The organism is Paenibacillus sp. 1182 (assembly GCF_017833915.1).
In the GTDB taxonomy this organism is placed as follows: Bacteria; Bacillota; Bacilli; order Paenibacillales; family Paenibacillaceae; genus Paenibacillus; species Paenibacillus polymyxa_D.
On sequence record NZ_JAFICR010000001.1, the window covers coordinates 121,367 to 146,116 of the forward strand.

The following is a 24,750-nucleotide window of genomic DNA, read 5'->3' on the forward strand; positions in this document are numbered from 1 at the left end:
TCCTATGGAAGCAGGAGGAAAAAAAACTTCGCACAGCTATTTGGAGGATGCGGAAGTCAAGCGGCTTATTGCACTGAGTCAATCCGGTGATAATGAGGCTCGTGAGACACTGGTCAATAGTAATATCCGGCTCGTCTGGTCTGTCGTGCAGCGCTTTATGAACCGGGGGTATGAACCTGACGATCTTTTTCAAATTGGTTGCATCGGCTTGTTAAAATCGGTGGATAAATTCGATCTCAGCTACGAAGTCAAATTTTCAACATATGCAGTACCGATGATTATCGGTGAGATTCAACGGTTCCTGCGTGATGACGGTACACTCAAAGTTAGCCGTTCCTTGAAGGAAACGGCTAATAAGGTCCGTAAAATGAAAGACGAGCTATCCAAACGGCTCAACCGTCTGCCTACAGTCAAGGAAGTTGCTGATGAGCTGGGAGTGACACCGGAGGATGTTGTTTTTGCGCAGGAGGCCAATAAGCCGCCTACCTCCATTCACGAAACGGTGTTCGAAAATGACGGTGATCCGATTACACTTATGGATCAGATTGCTGACGAATCACAGGAAAGGTGGTTCGACAAGCTAGCACTCAATGAAGCCATTGGCGGACTATCTGAGCGGGAGCGGTTGATTGTGTACCTGCGCTATTACCGGGATCAGACTCAATCAGAGGTTGCAAGTCGGCTTGGTATTTCTCAGGTACAGGTATCACGGCTGGAAAAAAAGATTTTACAACTGATCCGCGATCAGATTGCCCAATAAAAACAGTCAGGATCTTAGTGAAATCCTTATGCTTACGTATTTATAAAGGGTATTCCAAAGCCATTTTAATGGCCAGGGGTACTCTTTTTTGCGTGGGATAAAAGACAATACACAGAATAGGTTTCCTTGCTTCGTTCCATACTAATCGATAATTACGAGGATAAGGAGGGGATCGGATGACTCATAGTCCGGCTCCTACAGTAGCTCCTATTGTCTACTTGCGGCTCCGCAGCCGTGTCCGCATGATACAAGGGCAGGATTTACATTTGGGTGATGTAGCCCATCTGCTGACTAATCCTGAATGGGAAAAAGATCTGCTTGAGCTTGTTCTCAAGCGCCCGCAGCACCAGGACGGTAATCTGATACTGATAGACATGCTGCAGATCATAGCGAAAATTAGAGATCATATTCCGGGGGTCGTAGTTGAATCTCTCGGGAAGCCACATGTACTTGTGGAACTCGTGGAGAAACCCCGTAAGCCGTCCAAAATACTGTTTGTTTTGGTATGGGTGCTTCTGTTTTTTGGCTCTGCGCTGACAATTATGAATTTTCATGCCGACGTTAGCATGATGGAGGTACAGGTTCGGATTGTGGAGATGATTACGGGACATAAAGATGAACATCCGTACCTGTTTCAAATTGCTTACTCGATCGGCATCGGCTTTGGCATGATCGTTTTTTTTAATCACTTGTTCAAGAAAAATTGGAACGAGGAGCCGACGCCGCTGGAGGTGGAAATGTATCTGTACCAGGAAAATGTGGATCAGTATGTTGTGGCAGAGGAGTATGAAAAGATGGCCCGTTTGCACACAAAGGATAAGAAACCATGATGTTTGTACAGGCTGCACTTCAGATTATTTTAGGTATTGCTGGGGGCCTTGCGGTGGGTAGCGGTGTAATTGCTTTTTTTATTGTGCTGGATATCATGCCGCGATTAGCACAACTCACCCGTACGTATAAAAAATCACGTGCATACGAAAAGGCAATGATTATAGGTTCAGTGCTGGGGACTGTGGTCGATTTTTGGAACATCTGCTTGCCACTACCGGGCATATTTACATGGATACCTGGGTTATTTTGCGGAGTGTTTATTGGTTTGCTCGCCGCGGCTTTAACGGAGGTATTGAATCTCCTGCCTATACTCGCCAAGCGACTCCACATGACCGTGTATATGTTCGGCCTATTAATGGCAATGGTGCTTGGCAAGGTGACGGGTTCCTTATTTGACTGGTTTGTATACAACCGTTAACAACGAAAGCGAAGGGGGCAAGGAATATGGATCACAGAGCGGATCAAGAGCAACATCAAGAAGACGGGGGAATCGGAAAGGAATATCATACTGACGGAGAAGAGTTGAGTCCATGGAAGGAAAAGCAGGCGCAGGAATCTGCACGTTTTAAACACAAAAAAGAGAGTGAGCGGTCTGATAACGTAGAGGAGTCCGTTCGCTACTGGCAGGCCGAAGATGATATATCGCCGAGGATGAAGGATAATAAGAATACACTTGAAACAGTATTAGGTTTGGGGGAGACCTTTGATGTTGTATTCAGGGAAATGACACTGGGTGGGCGTCATACCGGATATCTGTTCCTAAATACCTTTGCGAAGGATCAGATCATGCTTGAAGTGCTAAAGCGTCTCACCTATCTGACGCCGGATAATCTCTCTTCGGATGGACTACAAGCGTATTTCGAAAATTTTATTCCACATATTCAGGTGGAGAAGACAGATAAGATGTCTGTCGTCATTAACAAGGTGCTGACGGGGATGAGTGCCTTTTTCATGGAAGGAGAGCGTTTTTCCCTTATTCTGGATACCCGTAATTATCCGGTGCGTAGTCCGGAGGAACCCTCTTTGGAACGGGTTGTGCGCGGTGCCCGCGACGGGTTTACTGAAACAATGCTTACAAATGTAGGTCTGGTGCGCCGGCGTTTGCGGGACCCAGGACTTAAATTTGAGGCTATGCAGGTCGGTCGTCGAACTCGAACAGACGTTTGTTTGGGTTACATTGACGATATTGTGGATAAGGTGATGGTGGATACTGTACGAGACAAAATTAAAAATGTTAATTTGGATGGTATTCCGCTGGCCGACAAGCAATTAGAGGAGACGATTATCAATAAAGGTTGGAATCCATATCCATTAGTACGATATTCGGAGCGACCAGATGTCGTGGCATCGCATATTATGGAAGGAAGGCTCGTTATTTTCGTCGATACCTCACCCAGCGTGATGATCTTGCCTACTACTTTTTTTGACTTGTGTCAGCATGCAGAAGAGAATCGGCAAACCGCTTTTATGGGAAGTTATTTGCGCTGGGTACGTTTTATAGGTATATTCGCCTCGATGTTTCTGCTTCCGATGTGGCTGCTAATGGTCATCAATCCCGAATTAAAACCTGCGTTTCTTGATTTTATTGGTCCTCAAAAGGAAGCACATCTTCCGCTGATTGCCCAGTTTATCATTGTAGAACTAGGGGTCGATCTTATGCGAATGGCGGCTGTGCATACTCCGACACCACTGGCTTCCGCTATGGGCTTGATCGCAGCCATTATGGTCGGCGATATTGCGGTTCAGACGGGACTTTTCGTGAACGAGGTCGTGCTGTACATGGCTGTCGCTGCGATAGGAATGTTCGCAACACCGAGCTACGAGCTGGGTCTGGCGAATAGACTGATCCGACTATTCCTACTGATTGCTGTAGCTATTTTCCACGTACCGGGCTTTGTCGTGGGTACGACACTGATCATTTTGATGCTGACGCTGCATCGGTCATACAATTCTTCGTATTTGTGGCCGTTCATTCCTTTTAATGCCAAAGCGTTAGCTTCCATCTTGTTCCGTATGCCTGTACTAGATGCACCTAACCGCCCGTCATCTAACAAAACGAGGGACAATACGCGTATGCCCCATACGGATGCCGACACAGATTCGAACTCAGGCAATGGACAGGAGCATTAATATAAATGATCTGCATAAAAATCCATTGTTCTTGATGTTTTTTTTGCTATACTGGTGTAAACATTCGATGGAATATGACTAGCTTGTTCCAGAAAGAGAGGCGCCAGAACATGTATTTGCATGGAAGCAGTAAAATTAACAGCAATGGACATTTGGAAATCGGCGGTTGTGATACAACACTTTTGAAAGAGCGTTTTGGGACACCGCTATATATTGTAGACGAACAGTTAGTCCGCCGGCGCTGCCGGGAGTATATAGAAGCTTTTCGTGAAACCGGATTGAAGTTTCAAGTCGCTTATGCAAGCAAAGCGTTTTGTGTTATGGCGATGTGCGCTTTAGCTGCTGAAGAAGGGATGTCGCTTGACGTAGTTTCCAGTGGAGAATTGTTTACTGCGCTACAAGCAGGGTTCCCGGCAGAGCGAATCCATTTCCACGGCAATAACAAAACACCGGAAGAAATTGAAATGGCGTTAGATGCGCAAATTGGCTGCTTCGTCGTCGATAGCGAAATGGAGTTGCATTTGTTGCAGGCCCTTGCCTCCGAGAAAGAACAGCAGGTGAATATCTTACTGCGGGTTACACCAGGGGTTGAGGCGCATACGCATGAATATATGGCCACAGGTCAAGAAGATTCGAAATTTGGCTTTGACATTGGAAACGGTACAGCACGCCAAGCAGTGGAACAGGCTATCAAGCTAGACCATCTTAACCTGCTGGGGGTACATTCTCATATCGGCTCGCAAATATTCGAAGTGAATGGCTTCCAAATGGCTGCTGAACGGGTTGCAGCTTTTTCCAGAGAAATTAAGGAACAGCTTCAGTTTTCTTTCAAAGTGATTAATCTGGGTGGGGGATTTGGCATTCGCTACACGGAAGAGGACACACCACTGAAAGTATCAACCTATGTACAGGCTATCGGCGAAGCAGTGAAAACTTATTTTTCAGGACTTTACGATGAACTTCCAGAAATTTGGATTGAGCCGGGACGCAGTATTGTAGGCGATTCAGGCACGACCTTATATACGGTAGGAAGCATCAAGGATATTCCGCAGGTACGTAAATATGTCTCGGTAGATGGCGGGATGACAGATAATCCACGCCCTGCACTGTATCAGGCCAAGTATGAAGCGATGCTGGCTAACCGAGCGCAGGATACGAACGAAGAGACGGTGTCCATTGCGGGCAAATGCTGTGAAAGCGGCGATATGCTGATTTGGGATGTAGAGCTGCCTCGTATAAATAGCGGCGATTTGCTCGCTGTTGCCTCAACCGGAGCCTACAATTACTCCATGGCGAGTAATTATAACCGAATACGTCGACCAGCAGTTGTATTTGTCAACAACGGTGAGGCCGAGTTGGTAGTGCGTCGGGAAACCTACGAAGATATCGTACGCAACGATGTTGTGCCACAGCGCTTGATTCGTGATCAAGCTAGTCCAGTGGTTCAGCCCAACGCCAAGATTACCGTTTCGTCCTGATTTTAGACTTGTAAGATCAAGCAGGCCATTGAGTCGGTAATAATACACCGGGGACAATGGCTCTTTTTTTGGACAAGACTTTGCTAAGCGCGGCAATTCATAGTAAACTGGAACTTGATGTTATTTAGTTCTCAAAACAGGTTGAAAAGGAGATACAAACAATGAAAAAAGGTAGAATAGATCTTGAAAACGGCGGTATCGTTGAAATTGACTTTTTCCCAGAAGAAGCTCCAAACACCGTTGCTAACTTTGAAAAGCTGGCAAACAGCGGTTACTACAACGGTTTGAGCTTCCACCGTGTCATTCCGGGCTTTGTTGCTCAAGGTGGTTGTCCAATCGGTAACGGTACAGGCGGTCCTGGTTACACGATTGACTGTGAAACAGCTACGAATACAACAAAGCATGCCAAAGGCGTTCTGTCCATGGCTCATGCAGGTCGCAACACAGGTGGTAGCCAATTCTTTATCTGCTACGCTCCACAACCACATTTAGATGGAGTACATACTGTATTTGGTAAAGTAACCAAAGGTATGGAATTCATTGATGCTGTAAAACAAGGCGACAAAATGAAAGAGGTTAAAGTATTTGACGTGTAATTTTACCGTTAATTACATGATCTTTTTCAAATAGCGTTGCACCTAAGCCGTTCTGTCTTTGGACAGGGCGGCTTTTGTTGTCTTTTGTTTGACGGTTTATTGATTTTCGCAATCACGTAGGCATTACAGTGCGTAAGATCACATTCGAAAAGTAAGTGTTGTGATAGCCTTTCGATAAGAATGCATTTTCCATTTATTTTATATGAGTATTCAAACTCAGTAAGGATTGGAAAAGAAGGGGGCTTATCACATTGTCTATTTTAACGCGCACAAATCGACTCGGATTTTTTGAAATCCGGCTGGAATCCATTGGTGGACTCGGCGCTAATCTGGCTGGCAAAATGTTGGCCGAAACCGGGGTGCTTGGTCTGGGGCTGAATGCTTCAAATTTTTCGTCCTACGGTTCGGAAAAAAAGGGAACTCCGGTTAAAAGCTTCGTCCGCTTCTGTGAGCCGGAGGTCGATATTCGGGATCACAGTCCGATTGAGCAACCGCATGTGGTAGGCATTTTCCATGAAACGTTATACAAAACGGTAAATGTAATCAGCGGACTGCCAGCGGATGGGATTGTAGTGGTTAATTCCACGCGTCCAGCAGAAGAAATACGGGCTGATTTGGGACTGGTATCCGGTACACTAGCGGTGGTGGATGCGATGGGCATCGCACTGGAAGAGCGAACCAAACTAAATACGTCCATGCTCGGTGCCTTGTTCCGTGTCTGTGATTTCCTGGACCCGGAAGCGATGAGATCGGTTATACGCAGTACCTTTGAAAAGAAAAATCCGCTGTTAGTGGAACCTAATCTCCGTACGTTTAACCGTGGTTATGAGGAGATGGAACTGCATGTATATCAAGTTACTGATGACGCAGAGGATCGGGTTTTTGAACGTCCGCAGCCATTAATGGGATACGAAACGCAACTACTGGGGGGCGTTATTGCAACTCAGGGAAACAGCATGACGAGAGATGTTAGTGGTTCACGTCAGGGGTATGTGCCTGAATATGAAGCTGATAAATGTACCCATTGTGCCAAGTGTGATTCGATTTGCCCGGATTACTGTTTTGTATGGGAAGAGCAAGCTGACAAACGCGGAAGAATGATGCCATTTTTGCAAGGGATTGATTACCAGTATTGCAAAGGATGTCTGAAATGTGTAGATATTTGCCCATCGGGGGCATTAAGCTCGCGTCGTGAGCAATGGGGATGGGCGGAACAGAATCGAGTTGCCCACCAATTTCCGGTATATGAAGGAGGGCGTGCGTAATGGCAAAACTGGAGGAAGAACTCAAACAGACAGGCGCCGCGCAAGTGACAACGTTCGAATCCGGTAATGAAATGGCAGCTACGGCGGCTGCGCAGATTAATTATCATATGATGGGATATTTCCCGATTACTCCATCTACTGAGGTAGCGCAGTATTTGGATCAGATGAGAACGAGAGGTCAGCATAATATTAAGCTGGTTGCAGCAGACGGAGAACACGGATCGGCAGGGATTTGTTATGGAGCTGCCGCAGCGGGAGCGAGGGTTGTGAACGCCACTAGTTCGCAAGGTTTCCTGTACATGCTGGAGCAGTTACCTGTTCAGTCAGGTACCCGTTTTCCAATGGTTATGAATCTGGTAACACGAGCTGTCAGTGGTCCCCTGGATATTCGCGGGGATCATTCGGATCTGTACTATGGTTTGAATACAGGCTGGGTCATTTTGACGGCAAGTACACCACAGGCTGTGTATGATATGAACATCATGGCACTAAAAATCGCAGAGCATAGCGATGTTCGGCTGCCTGTAATGGTTGCATATGACGGTTTTTATACGTCCCATCAAAAACGTAAAGTGCAATATTTTGCAGATGCTGAGACCGTGCGCGGTTTTGTAGGTCCTAACCCGAACTTAAATTATCCGAATATTACTGATTTTGATCATCCTGTTACCGTAGGTGCGCATATGAATGGTGATGACCTGACGAATAATCATGTTCAGCTGTCCGAAGCACTGAAGCTGTCAGAAGGAGTATATGAGCAGGTAGCAGCAGAATATGCCGCTTTATCCGGTCGGGAATACCCGATTTTAGATCTGTATCAAATGGAGGATGCTGAGGTCGCGGTATTCCTGTTGAATTCGGCGGCTGAATCGGCTAAGGATGTGGCGGATCAACTCCGTGCGCGCGGGATTAAAGCTGGTGTGATACGTCCGAATATCATCCGACCGTTCCCAGCCGCACAACTGCGGGAAGCCTTACGTGATGTCAAGGCGCTGTTGGTAGGTGAACGTGCAGATTCGTATGGGGCAGACGGCGGGAATTTAACGCATGAAATTAAGGCGGCCTTGCAGGAGGACCCGCTGAATCGGACACTCGTGTTGAGCCGTATCTTTGGCTTGGGCGGCAAGGATTTTTATGCGGAAGATGCAGAGGCGTTCTTCCAGCTTGCGATTGAGGCGGCCGAGGCCGGCCGAGCGGAGAAGCCCTTTGATTATTACGGTATTAATCCGGGTTCACCGGACAAAGTGATGCCGCAAGTTATGCAGCCGCCACGTGGCAATGCATACCGTACGGGCCTGATTCAGGTTACGCCGGACGAGGAGACCGGGAAGCTCAAGGTCAAGGTACCCCCTTTGCGGTCGTTGACAACCAAACCACGGCGTCTTTCACCAGGCCACGGAGCTTGTCCAGGATGTGGGGCATTGTCTGCGCTGGAACTGTTTTTCAAAGGTATTGAAGGGGATATTGTCGTGCTGTTCCAGACAGGCTGCGTATATGTGACGACGACAGGGTATCCATATACATCACACAAACAACCGATGATCCACAATCTTTTTCAAAACGGGGCCGCTACCCTTTCAGGAGCGCTAGAAGCTTACATGGAAATGAAACGGCGTAATGAAATTGAGATGTCGGACGATCCGACCTTTATCATGATTAGTGGTGACGGTGGGATGGATATTGGTATGGGTTCTGCGATTGGTGCGGCTCTGCGTAATCATAAGCTAATCATGCTGGAATATGATAACGAGGGGTACATGAATACAGGTTCACAGCAATCTTACTCCACTCCGCTCGGTCACATGACCAGTACGTCGGGTGTAGGTAAAATGCAAAAAGGAAAGCAAGGGCATCACAAGGATACCGTGCAAATCATGGCTGCTTGTAACATTCCGTATGCTTTTACCGCTGCTGAAAGTCATCCGCAGGATATGCTGCGTAAAGCAGCCAAGGCTCAATGGTATGCAAACAACGTGGGTACGGCCTATGGTAAAATCCTGTGCGCCTGTCCGCTGAATTGGAAATCCGAAGACAGACTGGGTACCAGCATTGTGGGCGCCGCAGTCGAGTCCTGTTTCTTTCCTTTGTACGAAATAGAGCAAGGCAGTACGACGATTACGTACAATCCGGAGGACAAAGGAAAACGAATTCCAGCTGCTGAATGGCTGAAATTAATGGGTAAAACGAAGCATCTTATTAAGGAGGAGGCTACGCTGGCGACCTTTGAACAGGAGATTGAGCGTCGCTGGACTATCCTGAAAAAGAAACATGAAATTTCAGAGCTATAATCCTGTTTTTTGCATAATCATCGATTAACATTGTTAGCCGCTGTTACTGTAGTGGCTCGATCAAGATTCTTTGCGCTTATTGCGCAAAGAATCTTTTTTGTCGTTTATGGGTTGAAGCATAAAAAAACAGGTAATGATTTCCGATATAGGAGTGGAGGCCTATAAGAGGCACGTTAAAAAGTTTTCTTCTGAATTTTAAGATGCAATGAGGTGCAGGTAATGATTAAGCTGAATACAGTTGAAATAATCGAAATTATAAAGAAGCAAATCCCTAAGGTTATGAACATCAAGCCAGTGGAACTCAAGTTTACGGATGATTTTGGACGGACCTCGCTGGCAGCGACAGAACACAAATTTACGCTGACGAACCAGCATTATTCTGCCAAGGTGATGGATTGCGTGTTAGAAACACAAGTACGCCCCATTTTAATGTGCGAAATTATTTATTTTCTAAAATGCGAGTTTATTGACGGACATGTTGATGTACGACTGGATTATGAAGCATGTTCTGAGGAAGGGCGAGGACCGGTTGCTTCAGCCGTAATTACCTTTGATCATGCAACAGAGCTGGGAGTCGAGGAACTGGCCGATCTGATTGACTTGGCGCTTCATATGAACGATAAAACCTGGTTTGAAGAACTCTCCAGCCAATATGTCAAAACCAAAGCAGGAGCTTCTATTTGATAACTTGCTTTTTTTAGAAGTCGGTGCTAATATACGTAACAAGTTTAATGTTAATTCAACTGAATAAGAGCAAGATCCTTCGGGGCGGGGCGAAATTCCCCACCGGCGGTGATGACATGTTTGTGGATCGTTTTTGTGAGAAACAGCATGGCTTAGTCCGTGACCCGGATGCTGAATGATCAGCAGAAGGTGGACCTGGTGCAAATCCGGGACCGACAGTATAGTCTGGATGGGAGAAGGATACGAAGCGCATGCACATGACGTGACATGTGCCGATTTTTAGCATACCCAATTGTGCGTACGGCTTATTTCGTTGTAGGATGGCATCGGGCGATAGCTTTCTTTTGATGGGTGTTCTGAGCGTATTTGGCTGTATCCTCAGTCATGCTTTCTATTGGCAAACCTATGATTTCATGTCGTCTTAAGATGCATATGAACTGCGCTTGTATACTACAAATGTGACTCTCATCACCCCCATGACGGATTGAATCCGAACTGGGGGTTTTTTGCGCTTATAGCTGATGAATTAGGGATAAACTGAGATGTAGTGGAAAGGAGTGAAGGCATGTTTACCGGATTGGTCGAGGAAGTGGGTCGTATTCAAACCATTTCCAAAAGCGGTGAAGCGATGGTGCTGGGGATTTCGGGTTCCGTGGTGTTGGGCGATTTAAAAATAGGAGACAGTGTCTCAGTGAATGGCGTTTGCCTGACGGCGATACAGATCGGTACGAAAGACTTTAAGGTTGATGTGATGCCGGAAACCTTTCGTAGCACTAATCTGAAAGAGTTGAGATCCGGCAGCCGAGTCAATCTGGAGCGAGCGATGGTGGCGAGTGGAAGGTTCGGAGGACATATCGTGCAAGGACATGTGGACGGGACGGGAACGATTCGCGGGGTGACATCAGACCAGAATGCAGTGGTGTACGAAATTGAGCCTAAAAATCAAACATTATTTAAATATATTCTTCTCAAAGGGTCAATCACAATTGATGGTATAAGCCTCACAGTCGCACAGCGTACGGGAGAGACCTTTGCCGTATCCATTATTCCCCACACCTTATCCGAAACGGCCTTACAAGGCAAACGTGAGGGGGATACCGTCAATATCGAATGCGATATTTTGGGCAAATATGTAGAACAGCTTTTAAGTTACAGAGGTGCAGCGGAGGCGGAGAGAGTAGAAGAAGCTCCTCTCAGTTTGGACTATTTGGCGAAACACGGTTTTGCCTGATATTGAATGGTAAGCCTGTTTAGGAGCATTCGTGGCTAAGACATGAGGAGGAAAGTGTTATGGATAGAGGTAGCCAAACAAGTGCAATGGCAAACGTCATAGAGCATGGCGAGTTGGAACATGACGAAGAGATTCGTTTGGATTCCATCGAAGAAGCGTTGGAGGACTTGAAAAACGGTAAAGTCGTTATTGTAGTGGATGATGAACAGCGCGAAAATGAAGGCGATTTTATCGCTTTGGCTGAAAAAGCGTCGCCTGAGGTCATTAATTTCATGATTACAGAAGGTCGCGGGTTGGTCTGTGTGCCGATCACACGACAAAGAGCCGAGGCCTTGGAATTGCATCCTATGGTAGAGCAAAATACAGATTTCCACGGTACTGCCTTTACGGTATCGGTAGATCATATGGAGACAACAACGGGGATTTCAGCGGCCGAGCGCTCCTTGACTGTACGCGCCTTGGCAGACGAAGCAGTCACAGGAAGTGATTTCCGCAAGCCTGGTCACATGTTCCCGCTGATTGCTCGCGATGGGGGTGTCTTGCAGCGTGCTGGTCACACGGAGGCGGCTGTTGATCTGGCTCGACTCAGTGGCTTCAAGCCTGCTGGAGTCATTTGTGAAATTATAAAGGAAGATGGCTCAATGGCCCGCCTGCCTGATCTGGCAGTGGTCGCCAAGCGACATCAATTGAAACTGATCAGTATTCAGCATTTGGTGGACTACCGCCGCCGTTTGTCATTGTAAATAATTTAAATTAAGAGAGGTTGATTAATATGGCACGTTTTCTAGAAGGTAATCTTGTATCGAACGGTTTAAAATATGGTATTGTGGTGGGCAGATTTAATGAGTTTATTACGAGCAAGCTGTTAAGCGGTGCAATTGACGCACTTCAACGACATGGTGCACAGGAAGATGAAATTGATGTAGCCTGGGTTCCGGGTGCATTTGAAATTTCACTAATTGCGCAAAAAATGGCTGCAAGCGGCAAATATGATGCCGTAATTACGCTGGGTACGGTCATCCGTGGTTCTACTTCACATTATGATATCGTCTGCAATGAAGTGGCCAAGGGTGTGGCAGCGAGCAGCCTAAAAACGGGAGTACCTGTTATTTTTGGGGTAGTGACTACAGAAAACATTGAACAGGCTATTGAACGAGCAGGTACGAAGGCTGGTAATAAAGGTTGGGATTCAGCACTGGCTGCGATTGAAATGGCCAATCTCGGCAAGCAATTTTAATGATAGGAATAGCTGAATAGAACGGTATAAACTGCAAGGGGAAAAAAGGGATTGGATTGTTAAGCAAGGCGATGACGTATATACTACAGAAAGAGGGATTGATAACGCAGAGCATAAGTGCTATAGGGAAAGGTATTGTTGAATGATGATTGGAGTAAGGCAGGGGGAAGCACATTGACAGTCGTAAACTACAAGCTGGAAACATTCGAGGGTCCGCTGGATCTACTGTTGCATCTGATTGATAAAGCCGAAATCGACATTCAGGATATCCCGATTAGCGATATTACTGATCAGTATATGGCTTTTTTGCACAGTATGCAGGAGCTGGAACTGGACATTACGAGCGAGTTTCTGGTGATGGCGGCGACGCTCTTATCCATTAAGAGTAAATTGTTGCTTCCCAAGCCACCTGTGATGGAATATGACGATTTGGATTTTTATGAGGAAGAGGATTATGATCCACGTGAGGAACTGGTCCGCAAGCTGGTGGAGTATCGTAAATATAAAGGGATTGCTCGCCATCTAAGTGAACGTGAGTGGGAGCGGAGTCTAATTTATGGCAAAGAGCCAGAAGATCTGAGTGCATTCCTGCCCACTGAACCCGTAAATCCGGTGCATGGGCTGCATGCAAGCGATTTGGTCGCAGCCTTTCAGCGTGCTTTGCGCAAAGCAGAACGACGTACGACGGTAACCCGTGTTCATCGGGACGAAATTTCAGTCAAGGACCGTATCCGGCAAGTTATCGGGGCTTTAGAGATGGTGGGGAATGGAGGACGGCTGCTGTTCTCCAAGCTGATGCATGAGGATATGTATCGGCATGAAGTGGTTGTGACCTTTTTGGCTATCCTTGAACTGATGAAAATGAAGCAAATTTTCTGTTATCAGGAGAAGCTTTTCGATGATATTGTAATGGAGTGGAGAGGGGATTTACGGGTTAATGGATTATCTGAAGCTGAAATCAATTATTGAGGGACTGCTGTTTCTAGCAGGAGAGGAAGGGTTGTCCACCAAGCAGATCGCCGACATTGTAGAGCAGCAGCAAGAGCTGGTTGAACAGTGCCTGGAAGATATGAAGCAGGACATGGAGCAGGGGGGAAGAGGCCTGCAACTTGTCCGTATTGCCGGTCATTATCAGCTTGCAACTTTATCCGAACATGCACCTTACTTTGAAAAGCTCGCATACTCTCCGGCACGTGCGTCACTGTCTCAAGCTGCTTTGGAGACGCTGGCCATTGTGGCCTACCGCCAGCCCATTACAAGAGTTGAAATCGAAGAGATTCGGGGGGTTAAATCCGAGCGGGCCATACATACACTGGTCAACAAGGAGCTCATTGAAGAGAAAGGTCGAGCTGAAGCCATCGGACGGCCGATATTGTACGGAACGACGAAATCATTTTTGGATTATTTCGGTCTGGGCTCTCTGGCAGATCTACCGCAACCGGAGCTGTTCGAGAATTCGGACAATTTGGAGGAAGAGACTCAATTATTGTTCGAGCGTCTGGAGAGTAGCCAGCCTGCGGCCAACGATCTAGATCTTGAATTCCAATAAAGTTGCTCCGGATCTTGCGGCTCACTTATGTAAAAGTTCAAACAGACAGCCAGTCCTCATATCGTTGGGGGCTGGCTGTTGGTATTTTAAGATGCATGATTTTCCGGCGAACGGTCATACTATTTTTGCCATGATATTCTATAGCAAAAAGGTAGGGAGGACACGCCAGTGTGGAAATGGATCAGTATCGCCATCATCGTCGTTATATTACTTGTACTGGCAGTTCTGCTCTCTCGTATTCGTTTGAAGCTGAATATTGCCAAACATGACAATGATGATCGGGCGCATCTAGAGATCAGATTTCTATACGGGATGATAAAAATGAATTACGATGTGCCGGCCATTCTCATAACAGGGTTGAAAAAAGGGCTTCTCTATCGGCTAGATCGCAACAAAAACATACATAAAACGGATGCTTCCGTGGATAGCGGTAATATTGATACAGTAAAAATCAAGCAATTTATACATGATATACGGGTTTTGCTCAAGGGAACGAAATCCTTTAATAAATGGTTGCGACATACATTGGCACATGTGACGATGTCCAAAGTGGAATGGTCTACCAACATTAGTCTTGCTGACGCGGCATATACAGCTACCTCAACTGGTATTTTGTGGGGATTAAAAACAACCTTGATCGGTTATGCTTCAAGCTTTGTACGCATGGATTGTACCCCTAAGCTGTATGTTGTGCCCTATTGGGTGGATCGCTTGCGTTTTACCACCACTTTGAACTGTGAAGCAAACGTATCGCTCGGCTATTTAATGTTCTCCATGCTCATCTTATCTTACCGCATATGGCGCGTTCCGGGTGGACCGGAGGCATGGAAACGGGTTTTTTTCAAAAAAAATGCGGCGGATCGTCAAGCTAACAATGAATGATAAACAGTGGAGAGAGGTGAGACTCAATCCTTTCTGAACTATCGAATGACATACATATTTCCTTGAACCCCTGCGCACAATAGCGAAAGAAAAGGCAGTCTACGCTTGAGATAAGCAGAGGAGGAATAAATCATGTCAGATCACCCGATTCAAGGGCTCATGCAAACCGCAATGGAAAACATCAAAGCCATGGTAGACGTGAATACGATTGTAGGAGACGCAGTGGAAACACCCGATGGTTCTGTTATTTTGCCAATCAGTAAGGTGGGATTTGGTTTCGCTGCCGGGGGAAGTGATTTTAACGTAGACGAAGAGGCACTTCATACTTCTTCGGCGTCGGGTAATCATAGCGGGAAGGAAGGGCATCCTTTTGGAGGCGGTAGCGGTGGTGGTGTATCTATTCATCCCATTGCTTTTCTGGTTGTTGGCAAACAGGGGGCACAAATCGTTCCATTGGACAATCAAACGCATCTGATTGAGAAGCTGATTGACTCCACGCCATACCTGATTGATAAGGTTCAGTCTATCTTCCGGAATTCAGGCGGCGACTTGCAGACTCCCCCCCCACAGGTACCTGTAGATGTTGCTACGGATCACAGTAATTCTGGCCCGGCTTACTTGTAAAAGTTATTGAAATTAAAAGCATTCTCTCAGGAAGGTATCCCAAAGCCGAGTATAGGCTAAGGAATACCTTCTTTTCTGCTTGTACTTGGGCCTATCCCCGAATAAACTGCCTTCCCCCAATGACAGCATGTATTTGGTGACAGTATTCCAGTTGATACAAAGTATGCAGCGAGGAGATTTCATTTTTTCGATTTCCTTCGGCAGCAAACTGCGATAGGTAGATGAAGTCCGGATAGATCACTTCATCCGTCAAATAAGCAGATACCGTGGCTTCCGGTCGACGATGTTGATTCAGGGAATCGATAATACCCTTCGCCGGCAAGATGCCAATCCCATGTCCATAAAACAAGTCTTCCTTCAGCTTAACGACATTTTCTCCTTTCCATTCTAATGTTTCAGGCGACACATCAGGATTGTTGAAATACAGAATATCGCCAGGAGTCGCTTTATGACTTCCTTCCTGCTGTATGAGCCTGAGGTCGCTGTCATAGTGCCAGTCATACAGCAGCATATCTGCAAAAATCCGATTAAACTCACTTTCCAGAATGGAATCCAGCACTCCTTTGTACAGCACAATAACCATAGCTGTTGCACATTCAAAAGCGTATTGATGTCCGTTTAAAAAGATATCTCTGATCCCCTGTGCCGGTGTGACACCTGCTTTGATCTGAAAGCCACCTTTTTCCGTTAAATCCCAAAAATGCGGGTTGCAACGTGCGGTAGCAAAAGTGGCAAAGGATACACCGCTTCGATGCAATGCTTCTGCGGACTCTACAATCCGCGATCTTAAAATCATTTCAAACTGTAGTCGCTGCATGTTATAACCCCTCGATCCATATTTAACGTTTAGTAACTAATATATATGTGCTCAGGAGGGCATGTTGCTTGGTTTGTGTAGAAAGAAAGCGAAAAAGGAGCAGCTAATGGCTAGTCCTGTAAAAGGAATTTTCTGTTATAAAGGTGGACATACTTTGAACAGCTTGGACATAGAATGGTACAAGACTTGCTCAAAACCGGAGGAATCCAAATGTTTAAAAAAAAGCAACACATTCACGCGGACCACAGCCATTTCTTGAATAAGGCACGCGCATTTGTTTTGCCGCTGGTACTACTGCTTATTTTATCATTGCCGCTTACGTTGCTAAGTCCGCAGTCCGTTCGGGGAGCGATAAAAACAGAAGTAGCGCCGCCCGCATTAGGAACCCATGCACAGGCTGCTTCTTTAATTGATGTCACATCAGGAAGAATCATTTATTCTACCGAAGGTGACCGGGAGCTACGTATTGCCAGCCTGACCAAAATTATGACAGCGATCGTGGCTATTGAACATGGACGCTTGCAGGACCGGGTAAAGGTGAGCCCAACCGCGTATGCCAAAGAAGGGTCCTCGCTTTTTCTGCAAATGGGTGAACAAATGTCATTGGAAAATATGCTGTACGGCTTAATGCTCCGTTCTGGTAATGATGCCGCTTCTGCCATTGCTGAGCATGTGGGGGGGACAGAAGAGGGATTTGTTCATTTGATGAACGACAAGGCGGTTCAGCTTGGGCTAAGCCATACACATTTTGCTAATCCGCACGGGCTGGATGCCGAGGGACATTATTCCTCAGCCAATGATATGGCCCGGCTTACTGCTTATGCGCTGCATAATCCAACTTTTGCACGTATCGTAAAAACAGAATTGAAAAAAGCACCGAATCCCAACGACTCTTGGGACTACTCATGGCACAATAAAAACAAAATGCTGCGGCTGTATGACGGAGCTGACGGGGTGAAAACAGGCTTTACCAAAAAAGCGTTTCGCTGTCTGGTCAGTTCGGCTACACGGGACGGTCGCCAGCTCGCTGCTGTTACCTTGAATGACGGGGACGATTGGAACGATCATGCCCGTATGCTTGATTACGGATTCCGATATTATCCGCTCATTCCGATTACGGACAAGCAGCAACCTATCGATGGTTACCCACTATTAACAGGTACAAGCTTTGCCTATCCTTTACATGATGGCGAGAAAACCCAGTTGCACAAAAGACTGGTGTTGTATAAAAATTCCGCTTCTGCCGATAGAGCGGACGTATCTTTTGGCTTACGAGGACGGGTTGAATTCCTTTTGGAAGGTAAACTTATCGGTTCTGTTCCTGTGTATGCAAAAGGTAGTAAGCTGCCTGCTCAAAATACCGTACAGCCACAGAAGGAGACTCCAACTGCACAAGAACCTGCGAACAATACTCAGCAACGAGGTTGGACGAGCAGATGGAACGAAATCCTTAAAAATTTGTTTGGAGCATAGGGCAACCAGGAAATAGAGCTGTACGTGTCACATCATTGGGAAAAGGAGGAATCAGCCATGATTCATCTCATATGGGTGGCTTTGATTTGTATTGGATTTGTATTTGCTGCCGCGCAGGGAAATATTGAGGTGGTGACGAAAGCGGCTTTTGACGGGGCAACTACGGGGGTTACAGTGTGCTTTGGACTGATAAGTGTGCTGGTGTTCTGGATGGGCATGATGCGGCTGGCTGAAGATGGCGGGCTCTTACAGAAAATATCCAAGCTTCTTTCTCCTTTGGTTGCCTTTCTCTTCCCTGATGTTCCGCGTAATCATCCCGCTATGGGTTACATTTTGTCCAATATGAGCGCCAATCTGCTGGGCCTGGGGAATGCAGCCACACCGATGGGAATCAAGGCGATGCAAGAGCTGCAGACGCTCAATCCAGATAAGCAAACCGCCACACCAGCCATGTGTACGCTACTCGCCCTGAATACAGCCAGTATTACGCTTATTCCTACGACGTTGATCGCGATACGGCTAAATTTTCATTCCGCACATCCGGCAGAAATCGTCGGTACGACACTGGTAGCGACCGCAATAGCCACCTTTGCTGCAATTGCGGCGGATCGTTGGTACCGTAGTCGAGAATTGCGCCGCCGTCCTCCAGCGATTCCGCCGTCCCAGTCATCCTTGGCGCCACTCGCCCCACCAGCACCAACATCAACATCTACTGCCTCTTCAACGACGTTGCCCGCATCTTTACCTGCCGTTCCGCGAACGGGAATCACGGCTGCCAAGGGCAGGGACACCACTTGGAAAGGATGAGGGAGGCATGCTTAATTTTATAAACCTCGTATCGACTTGGGCCATTCCGGTTATTCTCGCTTTTATTCCTTTATATGCATATGCTAAAAGGGTCCCTGTCTACGATTCTTTTGTGGATGGAGCCAAAGACGGATTTTCTACCGCCATCAGCATTATTCCTCATCTCGTAGGCATGATGGTGGCAATTAGCATTTTTCGAGCATCCGGCGCCTTGGACTATTTGATCTCTTGGGTTACCCCTTGGATTAAACACTGGGGTGTACCGGGCGAGATATTGCCTTTAGGTTTGCTTCGTCCATTGACGGGCACTGGCTCACTTGCGTTTACGACGGATCTAATTCGCACCTATGGCCCGGATTCCATGATCGGTCGGATCGCTTCAACGATTCAGGGCAGCACAGACACGACGCTATATGTGCTAACTGTATATTTTGGTGCGGTAGGTATCCGCAATGGACGGTATGCTTTGAAGGTAGGACTATTTTCAGATGTGGTTGGTTTTGTGGCAGCCATTGCGATTTGCCTGCTTGTATTTTAATTTCTGCATCGTTTTTTGAACGGGGGTTGTGATTTTGCTCATGGATGGGTATCATTAGCATGAGGTGAATTAGCGAACATGGAAAGATTGCAGAAAATATTGGCCCAAGCTGGTGTAGCTTCCAGACGTAAATGTGAGGAGCTTATTCAGGCGGGTAGCGTGGAAGTGAACGGGGTTGTCGTAACTGAACTGGGAACGAAGGCAGACCCTGATCAAGATATGATTACGGTAAAGGGACGCCCGATCAAAACCGAGAAAAAAATCTATTTGATGATGAACAAACCTAAAGGGGTCATTACGAGCGCTTCCGATCCGGAAGGCCGTAAAATCGTGTCAGACTATCTGAAAGGCGTTAAGGAACGCGTATATCCGGTGGGACGTCTCGATTACGACACCGAAGGACTGCTGTTGCTCACCAATGATGGCGAGTTCGCCAATCTGCTCACCCATCCCAAGCATCATGTGCCCAAGACATATGTGGCAACAGTCAAAGGCGTTCCACATGGTACTGAGCTGGACAAGCTGAAAAAGGGAATCGTGCTGGAAGATGGCATTACTGCACCAGCCGAGGTAGAATATAAAGATGTAGATCCGAATGGTAAGGAGTCTGTGATCCAGATTACCATTTATGAAGGCAGAAATCGCCAAGTAAGACGGATGTTTGAGGCCATTTCACACCCAGTCATCAGACTCAAGCGGATAGCCTTCGGAGATCTTTTGCTACAAAACTTGAAGCGCGGTCTGACCAGACCCCTAACCAAGGACGAAATCAACCGTCTCATTCAACTTGCCAAATCAGACAACACGAAAAAGAAACGGACAGGACGGGGGTCATAACCCCGGCCTTTTTGGTGTAAAGAGACTGTTGGATGAGAGTAAAGTTTGACCAAGCACGGGAAAATAGTAAAATAGAGAGAATGCTTTTTTTAGCGAAGGGGCTGGGAATATGTCAGAACAAAGCAACCGCATATTAATTGTAGATGATGAAGAACGCATTCGACGCCTTCTGCGGATGTATCTGGAAAAAGAAGGATATGCAATTGACGAAGCTGAGGATGGCGAGATTGCCCTCCAAAAAGCGACTGCAAGCGATTACAGCATTATTTTGCTCGATGTGATGCTTCCAGGGATGGATGGGATTGAGGTGTGTACACGGCTGCGTCAGACCAAAGCTACACCTGTGATTATGCTGACTGCCAAAGGCGAGGAAGTGAACCGTGTACAAGGCTTTGAAGTCGGAGCTGATGATTATGTGGTTAAGCCCTTTAGCCCGCGAGAAGTCATTTACCGGGTGAAGGCGATTTTACGCCGTTCGTCGGAAACTGCCTTTTTAACGAAAGAGGCGGTACCCAGCAATAGTATTGTTTTTCCGAATCTTATCATTGAGCATGATGCGCACCGGGTAACTGCGGGTGGGATTGAAATCAGTCTCACGCCTAAAGAGTACGAGCTGTTGCATTATTTGGCGGTGTCACCAGATAAAGTCTTCTCACGCGAAGAACTGCTGAAAGACGTTTGGAATTACGAATTTTTTGGTGACCTGCGCACTGTGGATACGCATGTGAAACGGCTTCGTGAAAAGCTGAATAAGGTATCGCCAGAGGCAGCCGCTATGATTACGACCGTGTGGGGCGTAGGTTATAAGCTGGAGGTTCCAAAATAACGTGAACTTCTGGAGATCGCTGGTAGGCAAGCTGTGGATCACCATCATTTGCCTTGTAGGCTCTGTGCTTATTTTTCTAGGGCTTTTTTTATTGCCGTACATCAACAGAAATTTTGCGGCGTATGAATCGACGGAAATCAAGCATTTGTTCACCTATACATGTATAGTCGGATTTTTATTGACGACCTTTTTTGCCCTATTTCTTTTTACTAAAATCACACAGCCTATGCAGCTGTTGATTCAGGCGGCGAATGCCATTCGTGAAGGAAGGTATGATACTCGGCTTTCGCTGGTGACCAGTGATGAAATTGGAGAACTGGCGAAAACTTTTAATCATATGTCTACGGAACTGGAAGCAACGATCCGCAGTCTGAATGAGGAGAAAAACCATTTATCCAGCGTACTGCGAAGCATGTCTGATGCAGTAATCACCTTCGACAGAAGCGGACAAATCATCTTGACGAATCCGCCGGCACAAAGTTTGCTGAATATCTGGGAAAAGCTGGAGTGGCAGGAACGTGATCTGGAGGAGTTTGGAGCTTCTGTACCTGAGCCTTTGCAGTCTCTGTTCCATACCGTTATGGACAGGGGAGAGGATGTCGGAGACTATATCCATGTCAAGAAGGGCTCCTGGTCGGTGCAGATGGCGCCTCTGTATACGGATAATGCAATCCGCGGTGCAGTAGCTGTGCTTAGAGATATTACGGAAGAAGTGAAGCTAGAGAAGATGCGGAGCGATTTTGTGGCCAACGTATCTCATGAAATCCGTACACCTTTATCTATGATGCAGGGCTACAGTGAGGCGTTGCTGGATGGTATGGCGGGTTCACCAGAAGAATCCGAGGAACTGGTGCAGGTCATCCATGATGAGTCATTACGCATGGGAAGGTTAGTCAAGGATCTGCTTGATCTGGCCCGAATGGAGGCTGGTCATACAGACATGCACCGACAGGAATTGGATGTGAACGAGTTGATCGAGCGTGTTCACCGTAAATTTACGGTACGATCAAAGGAACAGGGACTGACACTCGATTACCATGAGCATGGCCAGCGTTTGTTGCTGCCTGAGGCAGATGAAGACCGGTTGGAACAGGTATTGACCAATTTGCTGGATAATGCATTTAGACACACACCCGGTGGGAAAAAGGTTACTATTGCGGCGGATCGAATTTTGGGAGAACGGCATGAGTTAATCCGTATTCGGATTAAGGATGAAGGTGTAGGCATTGCCAGCGAGGATCTACCTTATATTTTCGACCGCTTTTACAAGGCAGATAAAGCCAGAGTACGTGGTGAGGATAAAGGGACTGGCTTGGGGCTTGCTATTGTCAAGAATATTGTAGAGGCTCACGGAGGCTCTGTCTCTGCTGCCAGCGTATTGGGGGAAGGGACGGAATTTACTATTTTGCTGCCTATCTCCAGCAAAACTAAGCTGGGTCTGTAACAGGCTTATAAGCCCAATCTGATATCCCCCGGTTTGCAGGCATCCTCGGAAGAGGGTGCTTTTTGTTGAAAAATCAACATTTATCTTGTTCAACGTGGAACATCCTGTTTCAAAATGATTACTCACATGATAGATAACTCGGTATAAGAAAAAGACGCCTGGGTAGCCAGGCGCCTCTCTTTATTATAAAACCATGGACCTCTCAATAGGGTCTGGAACTAATCTAGCACTACTTCTTGGGCAGTATTTAGTTCTGGCAAACCAACGAGTTGAATCAGTACGTCTTTCGGCACGGCTTTATCGACGGTCAGGATCATGATAGCTTCTCCGCCGACAATTTTACGCCCTACTTGCATAGAAGCGATATTGACGCCGTTCTCCCCAAGCAAGGTGCCGACACGACCGATAATGCCTGGTTTATCATTGTGCGAGATGAGCAGGAAATGAGCTTCCGGTGCCACGTCTACTGGGAACTGGTTCAACCTAACAATACGTTCGCCATAGCCTGCCAGCAGGGTGCCAGATACACGTTGCTCTTCGCCGCTCTGCGTTTTGAGTGTAACGGTAATCAGGTTGGTAAAACCCTTGGTGGCGGGCGCCTGAGATACGACAAGATGGATGTCACGTGTTTTGGCCAGATGTACAGAGTTTACAATGTTCACATCGCTGCCCAGATGACGGCTAAGTACGCCTTTCAAAATATACCGTGTCAGCGGCTGTGTATCCACAGAGGACAAATCGCCAGCGTAATCTACCTGAATTTCACGTACAGCCTGATTCGTGATCTGAGCGGCAAAGCTGCCCAGCTTCTCTCCAAGCGAGAAATATGGCTGCAATTGCGTCATGACGTTGGATGGTACTGGAGGCATGTTGACCGCATTTTTAAAAGGCTCATCACGCAAAATATGCAGCACTTGCTCGGACACGTCGATAGCTACATTCTCCTGAGCTTCGACAGTCGAGGCACCCAGATGTGGTGTAACGATAATTTTCGGGTGGCTCAGGAATGGGTGGTCCTGTGCTGGCGGCTCTGACTCAAATACGTCAAAAGCTGCACCGGCAACGATACCTTCATCAATGGCTTCAACAAGAGCCATTTCATCGATAACTCCGCCCCGGGCACAGTTGATAATGCGCATTCCTTTTTTCATCACTTCAAACTGTGGACGAGCAATCATATGTTTCGTTTCCGGTGTTAATGGTGTGTGTACGGTCATAAAATCTGCGTTGCGGATAATTTCATCCACGCTCGCAAGCTTAATGCCCAGCTTCTCAGCGCGTTCTTCCGTTAGAAATGGATCATAGCCGAGGATACTCATGCCAAATGCTTTGGCACGTTTAGCCACCTCACTGCCGATACGTCCCATGCCGAGGACTCCAAGTGTTTTGTTACGCAGTTCGACACCGAGGAATGTTTTACGATCCCATGTACCGCCAATGGTTTTGGCATATGCCTGTGGAATATGACGTGCTAGAGCCATCATCATCGCAAAAGTGTGCTCACATGTCGTAATCGTGTTGCCGTCAGGAGCGTTAATAACGATAATCCCGCGTTGTGTTGCTGCTTCGAGGTCGATGTTATCCACTCCGACCCCAGCTCGCCCTACAACCTTGAGGTTCTTACCTGCCGTCATGATGCGTTCGGTTACCCGAGTTTGGCTTCGAACGAGTAATGCGTCATAGTCACCAATAATTTGAACCAATTCATCCTCGCTGAGACCTGTGTTCTTGTCCACCGTGACATCGTCTGCATCCATCAGTTGCTGGATGCCCAGGTCACTGATTGGATCGGATACTAACACTTTAAACATTTGGTTTCCTCCTCAAAGTTAACTTCTTTTATGGACAGGATGCACTTCAAACTGAAATACATTCCATAAAGAACATGAAAAAACTTGAAATGCTTCTAAAAGTACAGGAGAGCGGTGTGAAATACTAGTGTGATAACGCATTGACGCAGAAAAGGGATGGAATAGCATTATGCACCAAACTAACGACCAAAAGTCTTATGCGGAGACGCTTTGCGGTTTTCGGGCATCAAAAAAACCCCCGAATCACATACTATCTCCATAGTAAGGGACGAGAGTTATCGTGGTACCACCCTAATTCGCAGCCATTTCGCAATGGACTGCCTTCAGCGGTCATAAAATGACCGAAAGGATAACGGTTTTCTGCCGATTGCATCTAATGCCGGGAAATATTCCCCAGACCTCGGTGCAATAACTCAGGAGCGCTGAAAGTAGTTACTTCGTCACCGGCTTCCACCCAAGCACCGGTTCTCTGAGGACGAAATCAATACCTTTTCTCCATCATTGTTGTTGTCGCTAATAATTTTTTCATAATGTATCATGGCTTACATGGGCATGTCAATAGGACATGCGACATGTGAGGATAGCAGGCTAGATATATAGCTACAGAATGCGGAAAATTAAGATTTAAGTCTTCTTGAATCC

Annotated in this window: 24 protein-coding genes, 1 riboswitch and 1 other annotated feature; of the genes, 22 read left to right on the forward strand and 2 right to left on the reverse strand. The window is 46.8% G+C overall.

Annotation, left to right across the window (positions count from 1 at the left end; genetic code table 11):
* Positions 1–4: 4 nt before the first annotated feature.
* The 16 genes from sigF to ytfJ all read left to right on the forward strand — a co-directional run bounded on the left by sigF (position 5) and on the right by ytfJ (position 15,555).
* Entirely contained in the window at positions 5–760 is a 756-nt protein-coding gene (sigF, locus tag JOD82_RS00610) for an RNA polymerase sporulation sigma factor SigF (protein ID WP_023989213.1), read from the forward strand.
* A gap of 176 nt (positions 761–936) precedes the next feature.
* Positions 937–1,590, forward strand: a complete 654-nt coding sequence (locus JOD82_RS00615) for a stage V sporulation protein AA (RefSeq protein WP_039270998.1) — start codon at positions 937–939, stop codon at positions 1,588–1,590.
* A complete protein-coding gene (locus JOD82_RS00620; protein WP_209947354.1) occupies positions 1,587–2,009 on the forward strand; it encodes a stage V sporulation protein AB in 423 nt (140 codons plus the stop codon). Before JOD82_RS00615 ends, JOD82_RS00620 begins: the two co-directional genes overlap by 4 nt.
* 26 nt (positions 2,010–2,035) lie before the next feature.
* Positions 2,036–3,721 (forward strand): spore germination protein, encoded by a 1,686-nt coding sequence (locus JOD82_RS00625; RefSeq protein WP_209947357.1) that lies wholly within the window; start codon positions 2,036–2,038, stop codon positions 3,719–3,721.
* 110 nt (positions 3,722–3,831) lie between these two features.
* On the forward strand, positions 3,832–5,199 hold the full coding sequence (gene lysA / locus JOD82_RS00630; RefSeq protein ID WP_061829240.1) for a diaminopimelate decarboxylase: 1,368 nt from the start codon (positions 3,832–3,834) through the stop codon (positions 5,197–5,199).
* 161 nt (positions 5,200–5,360) lie between these two features.
* Positions 5,361–5,795 carry a peptidylprolyl isomerase gene (locus JOD82_RS00635; RefSeq protein ID WP_013310775.1) on the forward strand — a complete coding sequence of 145 codons (435 nt, stop codon included), beginning with the start codon at positions 5,361–5,363 and terminating at the stop codon, positions 5,793–5,795.
* Between the two features lie 251 nt (positions 5,796–6,046).
* On the forward strand, positions 6,047–7,060 hold the full coding sequence (locus JOD82_RS00640; RefSeq protein ID WP_209947359.1) for a 2-oxoacid:acceptor oxidoreductase family protein: 1,014 nt from the start codon (positions 6,047–6,049) through the stop codon (positions 7,058–7,060).
* The gene (locus tag JOD82_RS00645; protein WP_209947361.1) at positions 7,060–9,348 is read left to right on the forward strand and encodes a thiamine pyrophosphate-dependent enzyme; all 2,289 of its coding nucleotides are present in this window, start codon (positions 7,060–7,062) and stop codon (positions 9,346–9,348) included. The genes JOD82_RS00640 and JOD82_RS00645 overlap by 1 nt, the downstream gene beginning before the upstream one ends.
* Positions 9,349–9,567: 219 nt before the next feature.
* A complete protein-coding gene (locus JOD82_RS00650) occupies positions 9,568–10,032 on the forward strand; it encodes an IDEAL domain-containing protein (RefSeq protein ID WP_029517301.1) in 465 nt (154 codons plus the stop codon).
* A 71-nt stretch (positions 10,033–10,103) separates the two neighbouring features.
* A riboswitch (FMN riboswitch) is annotated at positions 10,104–10,277 on the forward strand.
* A 320-nt stretch (positions 10,278–10,597) separates the two neighbouring features.
* Complete coding sequence (gene ribE / locus JOD82_RS00655) at positions 10,598–11,263, forward strand: riboflavin synthase (protein WP_069012710.1); 666 nt, start codon at positions 10,598–10,600, stop codon at positions 11,261–11,263.
* A gap of 59 nt (positions 11,264–11,322) precedes the next feature.
* Positions 11,323–12,006 carry a 3,4-dihydroxy-2-butanone-4-phosphate synthase gene (ribB, locus tag JOD82_RS00660; RefSeq protein ID WP_029517303.1) on the forward strand — a complete coding sequence of 228 codons (684 nt, stop codon included), beginning with the start codon at positions 11,323–11,325 and terminating at the stop codon, positions 12,004–12,006.
* A 29-nt stretch (positions 12,007–12,035) separates the two neighbouring features.
* Entirely contained in the window at positions 12,036–12,500 is a 465-nt protein-coding gene (ribH, locus tag JOD82_RS00665) for a 6,7-dimethyl-8-ribityllumazine synthase (protein WP_023989205.1), read from the forward strand.
* Positions 12,501–12,674: 174 nt separating this feature from the next.
* Complete coding sequence (locus JOD82_RS00670; protein WP_029517304.1) at positions 12,675–13,469, forward strand: segregation and condensation protein A; 795 nt, start codon at positions 12,675–12,677, stop codon at positions 13,467–13,469.
* Positions 13,438–14,049, forward strand: coding sequence for an SMC-Scp complex subunit ScpB (gene scpB / locus JOD82_RS00675; RefSeq protein ID WP_165147027.1), 612 nt, complete (start codon positions 13,438–13,440; stop codon positions 14,047–14,049). The genes JOD82_RS00670 and scpB overlap by 32 nt, the downstream gene beginning before the upstream one ends.
* 168 nt (positions 14,050–14,217) lie before the next feature.
* Entirely contained in the window at positions 14,218–14,931 is a 714-nt protein-coding gene (locus tag JOD82_RS00680) for a DUF2953 domain-containing protein (RefSeq protein ID WP_209947362.1), read from the forward strand.
* Between the two features lie 132 nt (positions 14,932–15,063).
* Positions 15,064–15,555 carry a GerW family sporulation protein gene (gene ytfJ, locus JOD82_RS00685; protein WP_029517307.1) on the forward strand — a complete coding sequence of 164 codons (492 nt, stop codon included), beginning with the start codon at positions 15,064–15,066 and terminating at the stop codon, positions 15,553–15,555.
* A gap of 91 nt (positions 15,556–15,646) precedes the next feature.
* Here ytfJ and JOD82_RS00690 read toward each other — a convergent pair whose 3' ends face one another.
* A complete protein-coding gene (locus JOD82_RS00690) occupies positions 15,647–16,372 on the reverse strand; it encodes a protein-glutamine gamma-glutamyltransferase (protein ID WP_209947365.1) in 726 nt (241 codons plus the stop codon).
* A gap of 210 nt (positions 16,373–16,582) precedes the next feature.
* Here JOD82_RS00690 and JOD82_RS00695 point away from each other — a divergent pair, with 210 nt between their 5' ends.
* The 6 genes from JOD82_RS00695 to JOD82_RS00720 all read left to right on the forward strand — a co-directional run bounded on the left by JOD82_RS00695 (position 16,583) and on the right by JOD82_RS00720 (position 22,297).
* The gene (locus tag JOD82_RS00695) at positions 16,583–17,845 is read left to right on the forward strand and encodes a D-alanyl-D-alanine carboxypeptidase family protein (protein WP_165147018.1); all 1,263 of its coding nucleotides are present in this window, start codon (positions 16,583–16,585) and stop codon (positions 17,843–17,845) included.
* A 57-nt stretch (positions 17,846–17,902) separates the two neighbouring features.
* Positions 17,903–18,652 (forward strand): nucleoside recognition domain-containing protein, encoded by a 750-nt coding sequence (locus JOD82_RS00700; RefSeq protein ID WP_209947367.1) that lies wholly within the window; start codon positions 17,903–17,905, stop codon positions 18,650–18,652.
* A 7-nt stretch (positions 18,653–18,659) separates the two neighbouring features.
* Positions 18,660–19,190, forward strand: coding sequence for a spore maturation protein (locus JOD82_RS00705; RefSeq protein ID WP_209947369.1), 531 nt, complete (start codon positions 18,660–18,662; stop codon positions 19,188–19,190).
* Positions 19,191–19,268: 78 nt separating this feature from the next.
* Positions 19,269–20,027: a pseudouridine synthase gene (locus JOD82_RS00710; protein WP_023989197.1), complete on the forward strand. Its 759-nt coding sequence runs from the start codon at positions 19,269–19,271 to the stop codon at positions 20,025–20,027.
* A 109-nt stretch (positions 20,028–20,136) separates the two neighbouring features.
* On the forward strand, positions 20,137–20,853 hold the full coding sequence (locus JOD82_RS00715; protein ID WP_029517311.1) for a response regulator transcription factor: 717 nt from the start codon (positions 20,137–20,139) through the stop codon (positions 20,851–20,853).
* Between the two features lies 1 nt (position 20,854).
* Positions 20,855–22,297: an ATP-binding protein gene (locus tag JOD82_RS00720; RefSeq protein WP_069012706.1), complete on the forward strand. Its 1,443-nt coding sequence runs from the start codon at positions 20,855–20,857 to the stop codon at positions 22,295–22,297.
* Positions 22,298–22,515: 218 nt separating this feature from the next.
* Here JOD82_RS00720 and serA read toward each other — a convergent pair whose 3' ends face one another.
* Positions 22,516–24,108 carry a phosphoglycerate dehydrogenase gene (gene serA, locus JOD82_RS00725; RefSeq protein WP_013310756.1) on the reverse strand — a complete coding sequence of 531 codons (1,593 nt, stop codon included), beginning with the start codon at positions 24,106–24,108 and terminating at the stop codon, positions 22,516–22,518.
* A gap of 261 nt (positions 24,109–24,369) precedes the next feature.
* Positions 24,370–24,619 (reverse strand) — a binding site (T-box leader).
* Between the last annotated feature and the right edge of the window lie 131 nt (positions 24,620–24,750).